General features: G+C 73.9%; 18 protein-coding genes. 11 read left to right on the forward strand and 7 right to left on the reverse strand.

The annotated features are described in order from the left end of the window. Positions 1–8: 8 nt before the first annotated feature. On the forward strand, positions 9–656 hold the full coding sequence (locus GT358_RS14615) for a hypothetical protein (RefSeq protein WP_166583408.1): 648 nt from the start codon (positions 9–11) through the stop codon (positions 654–656). Here the strand turns inward: GT358_RS14615 and GT358_RS14620 are convergent. Further along, positions 653–3,160, reverse strand: coding sequence for a cation:proton antiporter (locus GT358_RS14620; protein WP_166583372.1), 2,508 nt, complete (start codon positions 3,158–3,160; stop codon positions 653–655). The genes GT358_RS14615 and GT358_RS14620 overlap by 4 nt on opposite strands. Before the next feature lie 302 nt (positions 3,161–3,462). On the opposite strand from GT358_RS14620, the gene GT358_RS14625 reads away from it, so the two are divergent. Genes GT358_RS14625 through GT358_RS14650 form a run of 6 tightly spaced genes read left to right on the forward strand, consistent with a single transcriptional unit; the run spans position 3,463 to position 8,945 of the window. Beyond that, a complete protein-coding gene (locus GT358_RS14625; RefSeq protein ID WP_166583373.1) occupies positions 3,463–4,074 on the forward strand; it encodes a precorrin-8X methylmutase in 612 nt (203 codons plus the stop codon). Then, complete coding sequence (gene cbiE / locus GT358_RS14630) at positions 4,071–5,267, forward strand: precorrin-6y C5,15-methyltransferase (decarboxylating) subunit CbiE (protein ID WP_166583374.1); 1,197 nt, start codon at positions 4,071–4,073, stop codon at positions 5,265–5,267. The genes GT358_RS14625 and cbiE overlap by 4 nt, the downstream gene beginning before the upstream one ends. Beyond that, on the forward strand, positions 5,246–5,965 hold the full coding sequence (gene cobI / locus GT358_RS14635) for a precorrin-2 C(20)-methyltransferase (RefSeq protein ID WP_208103549.1): 720 nt from the start codon (positions 5,246–5,248) through the stop codon (positions 5,963–5,965). The genes cbiE and cobI overlap by 22 nt, the downstream gene beginning before the upstream one ends. Further along, the gene (gene cobJ, locus GT358_RS14640) at positions 5,956–7,749 is read left to right on the forward strand and encodes a precorrin-3B C(17)-methyltransferase (protein ID WP_166583375.1); all 1,794 of its coding nucleotides are present in this window, start codon (positions 5,956–5,958) and stop codon (positions 7,747–7,749) included. Before cobI ends, cobJ begins: the two co-directional genes overlap by 10 nt. Further along, positions 7,746–8,534, forward strand: coding sequence for a precorrin-4 C(11)-methyltransferase (cobM, locus tag GT358_RS14645; RefSeq protein WP_166583376.1), 789 nt, complete (start codon positions 7,746–7,748; stop codon positions 8,532–8,534). Before cobJ ends, cobM begins: the two co-directional genes overlap by 4 nt. Positions 8,535–8,588: 54 nt before the next feature. Then, the gene (locus tag GT358_RS14650) at positions 8,589–8,945 is read left to right on the forward strand and encodes a hypothetical protein (protein WP_166583377.1); all 357 of its coding nucleotides are present in this window, start codon (positions 8,589–8,591) and stop codon (positions 8,943–8,945) included. On the opposite strand, the gene GT358_RS14655 is transcribed toward GT358_RS14650, so the two are convergent. Continuing rightward, entirely contained in the window at positions 8,942–9,451 is a 510-nt protein-coding gene (locus GT358_RS14655) for a murein L,D-transpeptidase family protein (RefSeq protein WP_166583378.1), read from the reverse strand. The genes GT358_RS14650 and GT358_RS14655 overlap by 4 nt on opposite strands. 12 nt (positions 9,452–9,463) lie before the next feature. Beyond that, the gene (locus GT358_RS14660) at positions 9,464–10,633 is read right to left on the reverse strand and encodes a MalY/PatB family protein (RefSeq protein ID WP_166583379.1); all 1,170 of its coding nucleotides are present in this window, start codon (positions 10,631–10,633) and stop codon (positions 9,464–9,466) included. 82 nt (positions 10,634–10,715) lie between these two features. On the opposite strand from GT358_RS14660, the gene def (GT358_RS14665) reads away from it, so the two are divergent. The 4 genes from def (GT358_RS14665) to rarD all read left to right on the forward strand — a co-directional run bounded on the left by def (GT358_RS14665) (position 10,716) and on the right by rarD (position 13,630). After that, positions 10,716–11,255: a peptide deformylase gene (gene def / locus GT358_RS14665; protein ID WP_166583410.1), complete on the forward strand. Its 540-nt coding sequence runs from the start codon at positions 10,716–10,718 to the stop codon at positions 11,253–11,255. A 10-nt stretch (positions 11,256–11,265) separates the two neighbouring features. Beyond that, a complete protein-coding gene (gene def, locus GT358_RS14670; RefSeq protein WP_371416306.1) occupies positions 11,266–11,739 on the forward strand; it encodes a peptide deformylase in 474 nt (157 codons plus the stop codon). After that, positions 11,736–12,647, forward strand: coding sequence for a methionyl-tRNA formyltransferase (fmt, locus tag GT358_RS14675; RefSeq protein WP_166583380.1), 912 nt, complete (start codon positions 11,736–11,738; stop codon positions 12,645–12,647). Before def (GT358_RS14670) ends, fmt begins: the two co-directional genes overlap by 4 nt. A 62-nt stretch (positions 12,648–12,709) precedes the next feature. Next, positions 12,710–13,630, forward strand: a complete 921-nt coding sequence (gene rarD / locus GT358_RS14680) for an EamA family transporter RarD (RefSeq protein WP_166583381.1) — start codon at positions 12,710–12,712, stop codon at positions 13,628–13,630. On the opposite strand, the gene GT358_RS14685 is transcribed toward rarD, so the two are convergent. The 4 genes from GT358_RS14685 to GT358_RS14700 all read right to left on the reverse strand — a co-directional run bounded on the left by GT358_RS14685 (position 13,587) and on the right by GT358_RS14700 (position 16,282). Continuing rightward, positions 13,587–14,597, reverse strand: coding sequence for a phytase (locus GT358_RS14685; protein ID WP_166583382.1), 1,011 nt, complete (start codon positions 14,595–14,597; stop codon positions 13,587–13,589). The two genes, rarD and GT358_RS14685, sit on opposite strands and share 44 nt — an antisense overlap. After that, positions 14,594–15,211: a hypothetical protein gene (locus tag GT358_RS14690; protein ID WP_166583383.1), complete on the reverse strand. Its 618-nt coding sequence runs from the start codon at positions 15,209–15,211 to the stop codon at positions 14,594–14,596. The genes GT358_RS14685 and GT358_RS14690 overlap by 4 nt, the downstream gene beginning before the upstream one ends. A 94-nt stretch (positions 15,212–15,305) precedes the next feature. Next, a complete protein-coding gene (gene rnhA / locus GT358_RS14695) occupies positions 15,306–15,776 on the reverse strand; it encodes a ribonuclease HI (RefSeq protein ID WP_166583384.1) in 471 nt (156 codons plus the stop codon). 44 nt (positions 15,777–15,820) lie between these two features. After that, positions 15,821–16,282, reverse strand: coding sequence for a DUF3429 domain-containing protein (locus GT358_RS14700; RefSeq protein WP_166583385.1), 462 nt, complete (start codon positions 16,280–16,282; stop codon positions 15,821–15,823).

Below are 16,282 nucleotides of genomic sequence, written 5' to 3' on the forward strand. Positions count from 1 at the left end.
GCCGCACCATCGTTGCAGGAATCGCCGCCATCGTCCTGATCCTGGGGCTGACGGCCGTCCTGCTGTTTGCCAACCTGCCCGATGCCGACGCGTTCAACGCGCAGGTGGAGCGGCTCTTTGTCGAATCGGACCTGACCTCGCGCGGCGAGATCCGCCTGCTGGAGATCCTGGCCCAGTCGGGCACGGCCTTCTCCGAGGTGCTCGCCTCCTACCGGTTCATCATCTTCGTGCTTCTGGTCTTCGCCGCGGCCCTGCTGATCGCGGCGGTGACGTTTCTCGTGATGCTGATCGCGCTCAACCGCCGCATGGGCCGGATCGAGCGCAAGGGCATCGAGGTCAACTCGCTCCTGATCTCGCGCGAGTCGAACACGGTCTACCTCAACGACTTCGAGTTCAAGCTGACGGAGGCCGCCATCGAGACGCTGGCCGTGCTGGCCGAGGCGCGCATGGACGACGAGGTTCTCTCGGGCGCCCAGATCGAGGCGGTGATCTCGGGTCGCGATCCGTCGCAATGCGACGAGGCGGCCGGGGCCACGCGGATCAAGCGGCTGCGCGACACGCTGGGCAACCAGATGGTCTCGGAGCTTCTCGTGCGCAACATCGCGCGCAAGGGCTATACCCTGGCGGTGGACAAGAACGCGATCCGCATGGTCTAGGCGGGCAGGCGGGCGCGCGGACCCTCGATCCCCGCTGCGCGGCGCTCGGCCACCAGGCGCTCGACATGTCCGCGCAGGACCGGCTCCTCGGCCATCAGCGTGCGGAAGCGCTCCTCGTCGAGCCGGAAAAGGGTGGCATAGCTGATCGCCTTGACGTCGGCGCGCCGGGCGCGGCGGCCCAGGACGCCCATCTCGCCAAACACCTCGCCGCGCCCGAGACGGACGGCACGATGGCCGAAATCCGCTTCCACCGCGCCCGAGGCGATAAAGAACACCGCATCGGCCGGCTCGCCGCGCCGCACCAGGACGTCGCCCGGCGCGGCATAGATGGGCACAAGGGCATCGGCCACGCGATCCACCACCGCGTCGTCCACGCCGCGAAAGAGCGCCGAGCCGCGGACGATCTCGCGGTTGCGCAGCGCCGGATCGAGGGGGGGGCGGCTTTCCTCGCGCCGTCGCGCTGCCGCGATCCCCCGCAGCAGGCTGCGGTGCAGCTCCGGTCCGATCAGGCGATCCTCGAGGAGGCGGTTGTATTCGATCTCCTCGCGCCGCAGGGCCGCCTTGCGGATCAGACGGCGCTCGAGTTCCTCCGCATAGCCGGGATATTGCAGCCGCAGGGCATCCAGCGCCTGCTGCACCTGCTCGGCCCGGCGCGACAGGATTTCCTGGATCAGGGCGCAGACCCGATCCCCATGGATTGGCCGGACTCGCGCCTGCGCGAAGTCCTGAAGCTCGCGCACGATGATGCGGGTGGTCACCAGAAGCTCGAAGCGGCGGGCGATCTGCTGCTGGAGCGGACCGGGCAGCCCGAACCGGAGCTGAAGGGCGTGGGCGAGGCGGAAGGCCCGCGAATAGGCCAGCGCCCGGGCGGCGGTGCGGTTGTATTCGGTCCGCCCTCCCGCCCGGGTGCGGTCGATCAGGCGGCTCGCCTCCGACAGCATCGGGTCCACCAGCCGCAGCGAGATCAACCGCTCCCGGAAGAGTTCGAGAACCAGGTCGTATTCGCGCGCGGCGAGGGTCAGAAGGCTCAGCGTGATGCGGTCCTTGTCGCCGATGCCACCCCCTTCCTCGGCGCGCCGGATCGCCGCTTGCAACCTTTCGCCGAAACGCTTGGCCTCGCTGCGCACTACGCCCCTGGCGAACCCGTAGGCGGCGGCCGTCTCGGCGACGCTTTCGCGCACGTTCTGCAGCGCCACGGCGATGACCTGATTGCGCAGGGCGAGGTCGAGCGGGCCGAGCCGGTCGAGCCCCAGCGCCCGGATCATCCGGCGCAGCGTCGTGCCCTGCACCAGAAGCGTGAACAGCAGGAACCCCGTGGCCAGCACGGCGACAAAGCGCTGCGCGTCGGGGGGCAGCAGGCGGTTCTCCGTCACCGACAGCGCCAGCGCCAGCGTGACCGAGCCGCGCAGGCCCCCCCACAGGATCACCGCGCGGTAGGGCGTGCTCACATGCGGGCTGAGCCGCGCCCATGTCAGCAGCGGCAGCACGCCCCACAGAACGATTGCCCTCGCGGCCAGCGCCGCAACGACCACCACCGCGATCAGTCCGACCTCGATCAGCGTCACCTCGCCCAGAAGGCGCGGAATCAGCAGGGCGGCGAGAAGGAAGATCAGCGTGGCCGCCCAGAAGGCGAGCTGATCCCAGGTGGCGGTCAGATAATCCCAGTCCTCGGGCCTGAGCCTTGCCGGTCCCATCAGGTTCAGCGTGAGACCGGCAAAGACCACCGCCACGACCGCGGAGACTCCCACGATCTGGTCGGCGGTGATGAAGATGACATAGGGCAGGGCGAGCGAGACCGACATCTCGGCCTGCCTGTATTCCCGCACCACTCCCAGAAGGAACACGCCCACCCGTGCCGCGCCGTAGCCGAACAGGCAGCCTCCGATGAGCGTGACGGCGAAGTCGAGCACGACGGTCAGCGCATCCGTCTCCGCCGCGGTGGTGGCGAGCGCCAGAAAGACACCGAACAATGCGATCGCGGCAGCGTCGTTGAGCAGGCTTTCCCCCTCGATCAGGCGGCCCAAGCGACCCGGGGCGCCGATGTCGCGGAAGATGCCGACGACGGCCGAGGGATCGGTCGTGGCCACGATGGAGGCCACGATCAGGCAGACAATGAGGGGCTGGACGCCGAAGGGCGCCAGCGCGAACCCGATCACGAAGGTGGCGACCACCACCGCCACCACGGCCAGCACGAGGATGGGCACCCAGTCGTCGATCAGCCGCCGCACTTCGAGCGTCAGCGCCGTCTGAAACAGCAGCGTGGGCAGGAAGACGTAGAGAAAGACGGTCGATCCGATGGGCAGCAGCAGGATCGACAGGGCGAGGTCGTTGAACGCATCCGTCAGCCGCGTCTGGAGCAGAAAGGTGGCGCCCGCCCCGATCAGGATGCCGACAAGCGCCAGCAGCACCGTCAGCGGCAGGCGCAGGCGCTTGGCCAGCGGCTGCATCAGCCCGATGATGATCAGGAAGACCGCCAGAAGCAGAAGGATGATGACGAGGCTCATGGCCGCGGCCGACGGATCGGATGGACGGGACCGGAAGGAATCGGATCGCGCGGTCCTGTCATGCCCTCGTCCCTCCCCTCACCGGATCGCTGGCCGAACGCGGATCGGGCGGCCGCAGGAGCCGCTGGCGCCGTCCGGATTGTCGGCTGTCCGGACACGAGATACGCACTCGCCGTCCGCGATGAAAGGGCGCAGGTCTCCGACCGGCGAAGTGGCCGGGCAAGGGGCCGCCGATCGGGTCTGGCATCCGGCGGCGGGCTGACGCAGAACGGCGTCCGACCTGCCGCCGTCCGGAGCCTCGCTTGCGCCGCTACCTCAAGGACCCCGACGCCATCTACGCCGAGAGCTTCGCCACCGTCTCGCGCGAGGCGCGGCTCGACCGCTTCCCCGAGGGGCTGCGCCCGCTCGTCCTGCGCGTGGTCCATGCCTGCGGCATGACCGAGGTGGCCGACCGCCTCGCCTTCTCGCCCGACGCGGCCGAGGCGGGGCGCGCGGCGCTGGCCGCGGGCGCGCCGGTGCTGTGCGACTGCGCCATGGTGGCCGCCGGCATCACCCGCCTGTCGGGCAACGACCTCGTCGTGACGCTGAACCACCCGGGCGTGCCGGACCTCGCCCGCCGGCTCGGCACCACGCGGTCGGCCGCCGCGGTGGAACTCTGGGAGGGGCGCATCGCCGGGGCGGTGGTGGCCATCGGCAATGCCCCGACCGCGCTCTTCCACCTGCTCGAGCGGCTGGATGCGGGCTGGCCGCGCCCGGCGCTGATCCTCGGCTTTCCCGTGGGCTTCGTGGGCGCCGCCGAGTCCAAGGCCGAGCTGGCCGCCGACCCGCGCGGCACCCCCTTCGTCACCCTGCGCGGCCGGCGCGGCGGCTCGGCCATGGCCGCGGCGGCCGTCAACGCGCTGGCGCTGCCGTGACGCCCTGGCTCCATGTCGTGGGCCTGGGCGAGGACGGCCTCCCCGGCCTTTCTCCCGCCGCCCGCGCGCTCGTGCTTGCGGCCGAGGTGCTGGTGGGCGGACCGCGCCACCTCGCCCTCGCGGCCGAGGCTCCGGCGCCCGAGCGTCTCCCCTGGCCCTCCCCATGGGACGTCATGGAAGGCACGCTCGCCGCCCGGCGCGGCCGGCGCGTGGCGGTGCTCGTCTCGGGCGATCCGCTCTGGTTCTCGGCCGGGGGGGCGATCGCCCGCGCCTTCGGCCCCGAAGCCGCGTTCCATCCCCACCCGTCCGCGTTCCAGCTCGCCGCCGCGCGGCTGCAATGGCCGCTCGAGGACACGGCCTGCCTGTCGATCCACGGCCGCCCCGCCGCCCGCCTCCTCGCCCATCTCGCCCCCGGCGCGCGCCTCCTGCTGCTCGCGGCCGGCCCGGCCTCCGCCGGGGAGGTCGCGCGCCTCGTCACCGAAGCCGGCTGGGGCCCCAGCCGCCTCGTCGCGCTTTCGCATCTGGGCGGCCCCGGGGAGGCGGTCCGCGAAGCCTCCGCTCAGGACTGGGCCGGAGAGACCCCGGCGCTCACCACCCTCGCGCTCGAGGCCCGCCCCGCACCCGGCACGCGCGTCCTGCCCCGCTGGGGCCTGCCCGACGACGCCTTCGCAAGCGACGGCACCATGACCAAGCGAGAGCTGCGCGCCCTCGCGCTCGCCCGCCTCGCCCCCCGCCCGGGCGAGACGCTGTGGGACATCGGCACGGGTGCGGGCTCGGTCGCCGTCGAATGGCTGCGCGCCGCGCCGGGCGCCCGCGCCTGGGGACTCGAGCCGCGCGCCGACCGGCGCGCGATGGCCGCCGCCAACGCCCTTGCCCTCGGTGCCCCGGACCTCGCTCTTGTGGCCGGAGAGGCGCCTGCCGCGCTCGCGGACCTGCCCGACCCCGACGCCGTGTTCCTCGGCGGCGGCCTTTCCGAGGAAACGGCCGAGACGGCCCTCGCCCGCCTGCGCCCCCGCGGCCGCCTCGTGGCCCATGCCGTCACGCTTGAGGGCGAGGGCGTGCTCGCCCTGCTCCACGCCCGCCACGGGGGCGACCTCGTCCGCGTCGCCGTCTCGCGGGCCGAGGCGCTGGGCCCCCGCCGCGGCTGGCGCCCGCTCATGGAGGTGACGCAATGGGCGTGGACGCGCCCGTGACCGGGCGGCTCTGGGGGGTCGGCGTGGGGCCGGGCGCGCCGGACCTGCTCACGCTGCGCGCCGTCTCCGTGCTCGGGCGCTGCCCCGTCGTCGCCTATCCGACGCTCGAGGACGCTCCCTCGCTCGCCCGCTCGATCGCCGCCCCCCACATCCCCCCGGGGGTCGAGGAGGTGGCGATCCCCGTCCCGATGACGCCCGCTCGCGCCCCCGCCCAGGCCGCCTACGACGCAGGCGCCGCGCGCCTGGCCGCCCATCTCGCCGCGGGCCGCGACGTGACCCTCCTGTGCGAGGGGGACCCCCTCTTCTACGGCTCCTTCATGTATCTCGCCGCCCGCCTCGCGCCCCGCTTCCCGGTCGAGGTCGTCCCCGGCATCACCTCCGTCTCCGCCGCCGCTTCGCTCGCCCGCCTGCCGCTCGGCGCGCGCGCGGGCCGTATCGCGATCCTCCCCGCCACCCTGTCCGACGAAGCCCTGCGCGAGGGCCTCCTCGGCCACGAGACGGCCGTCATCCTCAAGCTCGGCCGCCACTGGCCGCGCCTGCGCGCCCTGGTCGAGGGGCTGGGCCTCGGCCCCCGCACGGTCTATGTCGCGCGCGCGGGCCTGCCCGGAGAGGCGGTCCTGCCCTTCGCCCAAGCCCCGCCCGAGGCCCCCTACTTCTCGCTCCTTCTCGTCACCCGCGAGGCCGATCCGTGGACCTGAGCGCATCCCCGCCCCCCGCCGTGGTCGCCCTGACCCCCTCGCCCGTGGCCCGCCGGGTGGCCGAGGCGCTGGGTGCGCCGCTTCACGCCCGCGCGGGCCGGGCCGAGGGGGACCTCCTTTTCGACGACACGGCCGAGCACCTGCGCACCCTCTTCGCCGCCGGCACCCCCATCGTCGGGATCTGCGCCGCGGGCATCCTGATCCGCGCGCTCGCCCCCCTTCTCGCCGCCAAGACCGACGAGCCGCCGGTCCTCGCCGTGGCCGAGGACGGATCGGCCGTGATACCCCTGCTGGGCGGCCATCGCGGCGCCAACGCGCTCGCCCGCCGCATCGCCGCCGCGCTGAGCGTCGCGCCCGCCATCACCACCGCGGGCGACCTCCGCCTGGGGCTCGCGCTCGATGCCCCGCCCCCAGGCTGGCGTCTCGCGCGGCCCAAGGGGGCCGGCGCCGCCATGGCGCGGCTCCTGGCGGGCGAGGGCGCGGCGATCGAGGGCGAGGCGCCCGCCTGGCTCGCGCCCCTGCCGCGCGGAGGAACGGTGCGCGTCGCCGCCACCCCTGCCCCCGCGCCGGGGGCCGATCTCCACTACGCGCCCCGGATCGCCGCCCTCGGCGCGGGCTGCGCGCGCGGCTGCCCGCCCGAGGATCTTGAATCCCTCGCCCGCGACGTGCTCGCCGAGGCCAACATCGCCCCCGAGGCCGTCGCCGCCCTCGGCACGCTCGACCTCAAGGCCGACGAGCCCGCAATCCTCGCCCTCGCCCGCGCCCTCGACGTTCCCCTGCGCCTCTTCGACGCCCCGCGGCTGGCCGCCGAGGAGGGTCGCCTGCCCACCCCGTCCGAGATCGTGCGCGCCGAGGTGGGCACCCCCGGCGTGGCCGAGGCCGCGGCGCTGGCGCTTGCGGGCCCCGAGGCGCGACTCGTCGTGCCCAAGCGCCGCTCGGCGCATGCGACCTGCGCGCTGGCCCTCGCCCCCGCCCCGATCCTCGCCACGCCCGGCCGGCCGCGCGGCCGTCTTGCCGTGGTCGGAATCGGGCCCGGCCAGGCCGCCTGGCGCACCCCCGAGGCCTCGCGTCTCGTCGCCGAGTCCGAGGAGATCGTGGGCTACGGCCTCTATCTCGACCTGCTCGGCCCCCTCGCGCACGGCAAGCCCCGCGCCGACTTTCCCTTGGGCGGCGAGGAGGAGCGCTGCCGCCACGCCCTCGAGCGGGCGGGGCAGGGGGCGCGCGTCGCCCTGGTCTGCTCGGGGGATGCGGGCATCTACGCCATGGCCGCGCTGGTCTACGAGCTGCTGGACCGCCCTCCCGGCGATCCCCGCGCCGTCTCGGACGCCGCCCGCCGGGCCGAGGTGGTCGTCAGCCCCGGCATCTCCGCGCTGCAGGCCGCGGCCGCGCGCATCGGCGCCCCCCTCGGGCACGATTTCTGCGCCGTCTCGCTCTCGGACCTGCTCACGCCCCGCGCGGACATCCTGCGCCGCCTGCGTGCCGCGGCCGAGGGGGACTTCGTCCTCGCCCTCTACAACCCCGTCTCGCGCACCCGCCGCACCCTGCTCGAGGAGGCGCGCGCCATCCTGCTCGACCACCGCCCCCCCTCCACGCCCGTGCTGCTCGCCGCCAATCTCGGCCGCCCGGCCGAGCGGCTCCGCCTCGTGACGCTCGAGGGGCTGAGGACCGACGACGTGGACATGCTCACCGTCGTCCTCGTGGGCTCGAGCCAAAGCCGCGTCGTCGCCCTGGGCGAGGGGCCGCGCCTCTACACCCCCCGCGGCTACGAGGGGAAACGCCCGTGACCGTCCACTTCATCGGCGCTGGCCCCGGCGATCCCGAACTGCTGACCCTGCGCGCGCAGCGCCTGATCGCCGCCTGCCCCGTCTGCCTCTATGCCGGCTCGCTCGTCCCCGCCGAGGTCGTGGCCGGCGCCCCCCCCGGCGCGCTCGTGCGCGACACCGCCTCCATGACGCTCGAGGAGACCCACGCCCTCATTCTTGCGGCCCACGCGCACGGGCAGGACGTGGCGCGCGTCCATTCGGGCGACCCCTCGCTCTACGGCGCCATCGCCGAACAGATCCGCCTGCTGCGCCGCGACGCCATTCCTTACGCCATCTGCCCCGGCGTGCCCGCCTATGCCGCCGCCGCCGCCGCCCTCGGCCAGGAGCTGACGATCCCCGGCCTCGCCCAGAGCATCGTGCTCACCCGCGTCTCCATGCAATCGACCGCCATGCCCCCCGGCGAGACGCTCGAGGCCTTCGCCGCCACCGGCGCCACGCTCGCCATCCATCTCGGCGTGCGGGCGCTGCGCGACATCGTCCGCCGCCTGTCGCCCCTCTACGGCCCCGATTGCCCCGTCGCCGTCTGCGTCCGCGTGGGCTGGCCCGACCAGCGGCTGATCCGCGGCACGCTCGCCACGATCCACCCCCTCGTCCGCGAGGCCAAGGTCACCCGCACCGCCCTGATCCTCGTGGGCCCCGCCCTCGCCGCGGCCGAGGGCTTTCCCGACAGCGCCCTCTACGACCCCGCGAAGCCCCATCTGCTGCGCCCTCGCGCGCGTGTGCCATCTCCTTCGGATTCCGCTTGATTTCCGCCTGTCGCGCCCCATCCTCCTTTGTCAGGGGATGGGGGCCCCGAATCCATGACCGACGTCCTGCCCGACGCGGTGCGCCAGGGTCTCGAGGCTGCGCGTGCCGCTGCGCGAAAGCGCGGAAACCGCCTCTGCATCCATGACCGCGGCACGGTCCACCGCGTGCTGCGCATGTGGGACGGCGGCTTTGCCCTGGCCTCCGGCAGTGCGGCGCCCCTGCGCGGCTATGTGGATCTTTACGACGGCCCGCGTCATCTGTCCTCCTGCCTCATCGTCGCCACGGGGGAGGAGCGGGACGGCGAACGTCTCTACGAATTCAAGCTCGAGACGCCCGTCGCCGAGGGTCCGCCCCTCGACTATCCCCTCGAGGAGAGCCGACCCGCCGCCCTGATCCCTCCCGCCTTCTAGGGCCGGATCTCCACGGGCGTGCCGATCGGCGCCACGGCCCAGATCTCCTCCATGGCATCGTTGGTCACGGCGATGCAGCCGTCTGTCCAGTCACCCGGCACGCGCCAGCGGCCCGTCACGCCTGCGGGCTGGCCGTGGATGAAGATGTCGCCCCCCGGGCTGTAGCCGCCTGCCGCCGCCCGCGCCCGGTCCTCGGGGCGTGGATAGTCGATCCCCAGCGACAGGTGGAACCGGCTCGCGGCATTGCGCCGGTCGATGCGGAACACCCCCTCGGGCGTGCGCCCGTCGCCCTGCCGCGCCTTGGGCCCCTCGGGCGCAAAGCCCAGCGAGACGTGATAGCGTCGCAGCACCCGCCCGTCCCGGACCAGCGACAGGACCCGGTCGGACTTGTCCACCACGATCAGGTCCACCGGCCCCTCGAGCGGGGGCAGGGGTGCCGGCTTCGGCGCCAGGCCCGCCCAGAGCGAGAACAGCGCCACCAGCAGCGCGGACAGGAACGGCGGCATCCGACCCCCTCCCTACTGCACGTCGCCAAAGGCCGCCCGCAGGCGCCGCGCCGCCTCCTCGACCCGCACCCGCGGCGTGGCGAGGTTGAGGCGCATCCACCCCTCGCCCCCCGTCCCGAAGCTCGAGCCGAGATTGGCCGCGATCCGCGCCCCTTGCGCGAAGCGCCGCGCCACCTCCGCCTCCGACATCCCCAGCCGCGAAAAGTCGAGCCAGGCGAGATACGTCGCCTCCAGCGGCATCGAGCGCACCCCCGGCAGGTCCGCCAGCCCCGCCTCCAAGGCCCGCCGGTTGCCGTCCAGGTAGCGGCACAGCGCGTCCACCCACTCGGCCCCCTCGGGCGAATAGGCCGCCGTCGCCATCGCCATCCCGAACGAATTGGGCGAAAGCCCCAGCGCCCCCAGCCGTGCCGCAAACCGCGCCCGCAGGCCCGGATCGGGGATGATGACGTTGCCCGTGTGCATGCCCGCGATGTTGAAGGTCTTGGTGGTCGCCGTCATCACCACCAGCCTGTCCTCCAGGCCGGGAATCAGTGCGGTGGGCAGGTGGCGGTGCCCCGGCATCACCAGGTCGTGGTGGATCTCGTCCGAGACCAGCACGAGGTCGTGCGCCCGCGCGAATTCCCCCACCGCCTCCAGCTCCGCCCGCGTCCAGACCCGCCCCCCGGGATTGTGGGGCGAGCACAGGATCACCATCCGCTCGCGCCCCGTCATCCGCGCGCCGTAGGCGTCCCAGTCGAGGACGTGCCGCCCCCCCTCGATCGCCAGAGGCAGCTCCGTCACCGCGCGCCCCGCGGCCCGGATCACGCGGGCAAAGGCATGATAGACCGGCGTGAACAGGACGACCGCCTCCCCCGGCTCCGTCCACACATCGACCGCCAGCCCCACGGCGTTGACGATCCCGTGCGTGGTCAGAACCCAGTCCGGATCGACCGTCCAGCCATGCCGCGTCTCCATCCACCAGCGGATCGCGTCCAGGTATTCGGCATCGCCGCCCCAGTAGCCGAAGATCCCGTGCGCGGCCATCGACTCGACCGCCCGGCGCACGCAGGGAGGGGCGCGGAAATCCATGTCCGCCACCCACATGGCGATCCCGTCCCCGGGGTTCACGCCGTAAAGGGGTTCCATCAGGTCCCACTTGGCGCAATGCGTCCCGCGCCGGTCGATCACCGTGTCGAAATCCATGCCCGTCCCCTTCCAGACCACGCCCCGCGGACGCAACGCAGGCGCCGTTGCGCCCGCCCGCCCCTCGGCCTACATCGCAGGCATGGCGATCCGACCGATCCTGCTGCATCCCGATCCCCGGCTCAAGACCGTGGCCAGGCCCGTCCAGGCCGTGGACGACGCGACGCGCCGGCTCGCGCAGGACATGCTCGAGACGATGTACGACGCCCCCGGCATCGGGCTCGCCGCCCCGCAGGTGGGCGTACTGCTGCGCCTCTTCGTCATGGACTGCGCCAAGGGAGACGAGCCGCCCGATCCGCTCGTCCTCGTCAACCCCGAGATCCTCTGGACCTCGCCCGAGCGCGTCCCCTACGAGGAGGGCTGCCTCTCGGTCCCCGACCACTATGCCGAGGTGATCCGCCCCGCCGCGGTGGAGCTGCGCTGGACCGACCTCGACGGAGGCGTGCGGCAGGCCCGGTTCGACGGCCTGCGCGCCGTCTGCGTCCAGCACGAGATCGACCATCTCGACGGCCGCCTCTTTCTGGACCACCTGAGCCCGATCAAGCGCGGCATGATCACGCGCAAGATGGTCAAGCTCAAGCGCGACCGCGCCCGCGACCGGGCCGAGCCCGCGCGCGCCTGACGCGCTTCCCGTGCCGCCCCCCGCGATCCTCCGGGTCCCCGATCCCCGCCTGCGCCTCCGCGCCCGCCCCGTCGGGGCCTTCGATGCCGATCTCGCCCGCCTCGCGCGCGCGATGCTGGGGGCGATGTACGCCGCCCACGGGCGGGGCCTCGCCGCCCCCCAGATCGGCGCGGGCCTGCGCCTGTTCGTGATGGATGCCCGCTGGAAGGACGGCCCCCCCGATCCGCGAGTCTTCGCCGACCCCGAGATCCTCTGGACCTCGCCCGAGACGGCGACCCGCTCCGAGGGCTGCCTCTCCATCCCCGGTCCCCCCGTGTCCGTCACCCGCCCCGCCCGCCTGCGCCTCGCCTGGCGCACGCTCGCCGGGGAACCCCGCACCGCTCCCTTCGACGGCTGGGAGGCGGCCTGCATCCAGCACGAGATCGACCATCTCGACGGCATCCTCGTCACCGACCGCGCAGACCAGGGGGGACAGGGGGCATGAGGCTCGTCTTCATGGGCACGCCCCTCTTCGCCGTCCCCGCCCTCGAGGCGCTGCTTGCGGCAGGCCACCATGTCGCCGCCGTCTATACGCAGCCGCCCCGCCCCGCAGGCCGCGGCCACAAACCCCGCCCCTCGCCCGTCCAGACCCTCGCCGAGGAGAGGGGCCTCCCCGTCCGCCACCCCGCCACCTTGCGCGACCCGGCCGAGCAGAAGGCCTTCGCCGCCCTCGGGGCCGAAGTCGCGGTGGTCGTGGCCTACGGCCTTCTCCTGCCCCCCGCCGTCCTCGCGGCGCCGGCGCGGGGCTGCCTCAACATCCACGCCTCGCTCCTGCCGCGCTGGCGCGGGGCGGCGCCGGTCCAGCGCGCGATCCTCGCCGGCGACACCGTGACCGGCGTGTGCATCATGCGCATGGAGGAGGGGCTGGATACCGGCCCCGTGCTCCTGCGCGAATCCGTCCCCATCGGCCCCGAGGAGACGGCGGGCGAGCTGTCGGACCGCCTCTCGGTCCTGGGCGCCCGGCTGATCGTCGAAGCTCTCGCCCGCCTTGATGCGCTCCACCCCGCGCCGCAGCCCGCCGACGGCGCCACCTATGCCGCCAAGATCCTCAAGTCCGAGGCACGGATCGACTGGACTGCCCCCGCTCCGGCGGTGGACCGCCTCATCCGCGCCCTGTCCCCCGCGCCGGGCGCCTGGACCGAGTCGGGGGGCGACCGGCTGCGCCTGCTGCGCTCGCGCCTGGCCGAGGGGTCCGGTCCCCCCGGCACGGTCCTGCCTGCCCCTCCCGGCGGCCTCCGCGTGGCCTGCGGCACCGGCGCGGTCGAGATCCTCGAGCTCCAGCGCCCCGGCGCCCGCGCCATGTCCAGCCCCGAAGCGCTGCGCGGCTGGACGCCGCCCCCCCGCCTCGGCTGAGCCGCCTCTGGCGCCCGCCAGCGCCCGGCGCTAGGGCAGGGGGCCGGAGCAGGGGGGCAGGGATGGAGCACGAGGGCGACAGCGCGTCGGGGCTTGTGCTCGCGGTCACGGTCTATGTGCTCTGGGGCTTCCTGCCGCTCTACCTCGCGCTTCTCGCCCATGTCCCCCCGGCCGAGGTCGTGGCCCACCGCATCCTGTGGTCGCTGCCCCTCGCCGCGCTGGTCCTGTGGGCCACGGGGCGCGGCGCGGCGCTGCGGGCCGCGATCCGCTCGCCCGCCTCGCTCGCCACGGCCGGCGCCGCGGCCCTGATCCTGTCGGTCAACTGGGGGATCTATGTCTGGGCGGTGACCACGGGCCACGCGCTCGACGCCGCGCTCGGCTACTACATCAACCCGCTCTTCTCCATCCTGCTCGCCGCGCTTCTGCTGCGCGAGCGCCTCTCGCCCCTCCAGGTCGCGGCCGTGGCGCTGGCCGCGCTCGCGGTGGCCTATCTCACCTGGGACACGGGCCGCCTGCCCGTTGCCGCCCTCGGCCTCACCGTCAGCTGGGGCCTCTATGCCTTCATCAAGCGCCGCCTGCCGCTCGGCGCCAACGAGGGCTTCCTGCTCGAGGTGCTGGCCCTTCTGCCCTTCGCCCTCGCCCTGATCCTGTGGCTCGAGGCCCGGGGGACGGGCCACTTCTCCGCCTCGCTGCCGGACGCGCTCCTGCTTCTGGGCTGCGGGGCGGTCACGGCCGGCCCGCTTCTCCTTTACGCCAACGCGGCCAAGCGGCTGCGGCTGTCGACCATCGCCATCCTCCAGTACATCGCGCCCACCCTCGTCGCGATCCTCGCGGTGTTCGTTCTGGGCGAGCCCTTCGGCCGGGCGCGTGCGGTCGCCTTTCCGCTGATCGGCGCGGCGCTCGCGCTCTATTCGCTGTCGCTCTGGCGCGGCCGGACGGTCAGGGCAGCCCCGCCGCCACCGCAGCCCAGTCGATCAGCTTGAAGTTGGTGGTAAAGCCCGCGTTCTGGTCGTCCATCATCACCAGAAGCCCCTCGGGAAAGCCGGGCAGGGGACCGGTCCAGACGTCCAGGCCGTCCGTCTCGGTCACGCCGTCCACCGCGCCCGGCGCCACCTCGACCAGCGCCTCGCAGACCGGGTCGGCCTCGCCCTCCAGGCGGAACAGCGCCGCGCGGTGGATGCCCTGCGCCGAGGCGACCAGCCGGCGCACCCCGTCCGCGCCGTCGTGGATCGCGAGGCCCTCCACGTCGTCGCGCGGCAGGCAGGGCGAGGGGATCGGCACCACCAGCCGCGGCGCCTCCTCCGAGGCGGGGTCGAGCGGCAGCCGCCAGATGCCCCGGTCCTCCTCGCCGACATAGAGGTGGCCGGCCCGGTCGTCCGCCACCATCCCCTCGGGCTGGCTGCCCAGCGCCACGACCCGCCCCGGCGTCAGCCCGATCGTCCCCTGCGCCTCGTGGACCCGCCACAGCACCACATGGCCCGACTTGAAGTTGACGATGGCGAGCGGCCGGCCTTCCCACAGCCCCATGGCAAAGCCGTAGATGTCGTCGGCCGGCACCCCGGGCGGGATCGCGGCATGCTGCCAGGGCACGGCCCGGCGCACCGTGCCCGCCTCGATCAGATAGAAGACCAGCGTCTCGTCGTCGCGCCGGGTCGCCCCCGCCAGCCCCAGCTCGCGACCGCCCACCACGACGCGCCGCACGTCCACGTTGTTGAGCCGCCCGTCCGGCAGGAACGCCCGCTGCGCCCCGTCGAGCCCATAGACGTGCAGCCCCGCCTCCTTGTCCGTCCCCAGGATCAGGCTGTCCGCTCCGTCCGCCCAGATGGCCGGGTCGTCCGCGTCCCCGCGCATCCCCTCCGTCTCGGCCGCGGCCTCCACGCGGATCGCGGTCGGCTCGGCCGCTGCCGGCAGGGCCGCGGCCAGCCACAGGCCGAGCGCGCGCAGGCTCATTCGTCGCGCTCCGTCTCCGTCACCGGCACGGTGAACGAGGCGACCAGCCGGTCCGTTCCGCGCTCGGCCGCCACAAAGCCGCCGATCAGGCCATCGGGCACGATCCCCTCCGCATCCGCCTCGCCCGTCTCGAGCAGCAGCGTGGCCGTGCCCGTCCAGCCGCCCAGCTCCTCGTTGACCGAGCCGTCGGCCGTCTCCCATTCCATCTGGACCTCGAAGAAGGCGCGCTCGCCCTCGGGAAAGTTCTCGGCTGCCAGCGCGAACTCGGCCGGCACGGCATGCTCCCTCAGGTCGTGGTTCTCCAGCTCGAGTTCGATCGTCCGCTCCACGCCGTCCAGCACCGCCTCGAGCAGGATCTCGAAATTGGTGTAGCGCCAGCCGCCCTCGCCGGGGCGATATTCGCGCTTGCCGGCAAAGCGGACCACGTCTTCGGCCGCTTCGATGTCCTCGATCCGGATGTCGAGCGGAATGCCCGCCGCCGTGCCCACCAGCACGAGATGGGGCCTCTCTCCCAGCCAGGCCGAGGGCGGCTCGCCGGCCGCGCCGGCTGTGGTCACCGCCTCCGCGGCGGCCGCGAGGGGACACAGGACGAGGGCGAGCGCGGCAAGACGCATGGGACAGGGCCTCCGGTCGGTTTGCCCCCGCTTCTGGCGCCCTCGCATGACAGGACCATGACAGGCGCGCGACGGCCCGGGCCCCTGCCGCCCTTCAGTCCCGGCGGGATCGGAAGGGGGCCATCCCTTCGCGGGCCAGCGCGTCGGCGCGTTCGTTCTCGGGATGGCCGGCATGGCCCCGGACCCAGCACCAGGTGACGCGGTGGGGGGCAGCCGCTGCCTCCAGGCGCCGCCACAGGTCCTCGTTCTTGACGGGCTTGCCGTCCGCCGTCCGCCAGCCGCGCCGTTTCCAGCCGGGCAGCCATTCGGTGATGCCGCCCTTGAGATAGGCGCTGTCCGTGACCACCGAGACGGCGGAGGGCCGCTCCAGCGCCTCCAGCGCCGCGATCGCCGCCATCAGCTCCATGCGGTTGTTGGTGGTCAGCGCCTCGCCGCCCTTCAGCGCGCGCTCGCGCAGCACCGTGCCGCCCGCCCGCGCCTGCAGGATCGCCCCCCAGCCGCCGGGCCCGGGATTGCCCGAACAGGCGCCGTCGGTGAACGCGAACAGGGCAGGGGCATCGCTCATGCCCCCCGCCTAGCCCGCCCCGCGCCCGGCCGCAACGCCCGCCCCTAGGGCAGCGCGAGAAGCAGGCACAGCACGACCCCCGCCGTCAGCGGCAGGCGCAGCCGCAGCCACCAGGAGGGCGCCACTCCCCGCGCCCGGGCCCGCCAGTCGAGCGGCAGGAGGCCCAAAAACCCCACGATCAGCGCCAGCCCCGACCAGCCCATCGCCCAGGCCCAGAGCGCGGGCAGGACCGACAGGCCGAACAGCCAGGCCGCCGCCGGACCGCGCCCGTCGCCGCCTTCGCGCGTGGCGAATCCCCAGATCGTGCCCGCCATGAAGGCCAGGATCACCACCCCATAGGACAGAAGCACCTCGCGCCCCGTCCAGCGCGGCCCCAGCAGCTCCGCTCCCCAGGCGTCCAGGGCCGGCGCCCAGGCGGTCAGCGCGCCCCAGAGGAACGGCACCAGCCCTGCCGCGCCCAGCAGAAGCGGCGCGCGCGGCAGGCCGGCCGACCCGCTGGCCCGCAT

The organism is Rubellimicrobium sp. CFH 75288 (assembly GCF_009904055.1).
Lineage (GTDB): Bacteria > Pseudomonadota > Alphaproteobacteria > Rhodobacterales > Rhodobacteraceae > Rubellimicrobium.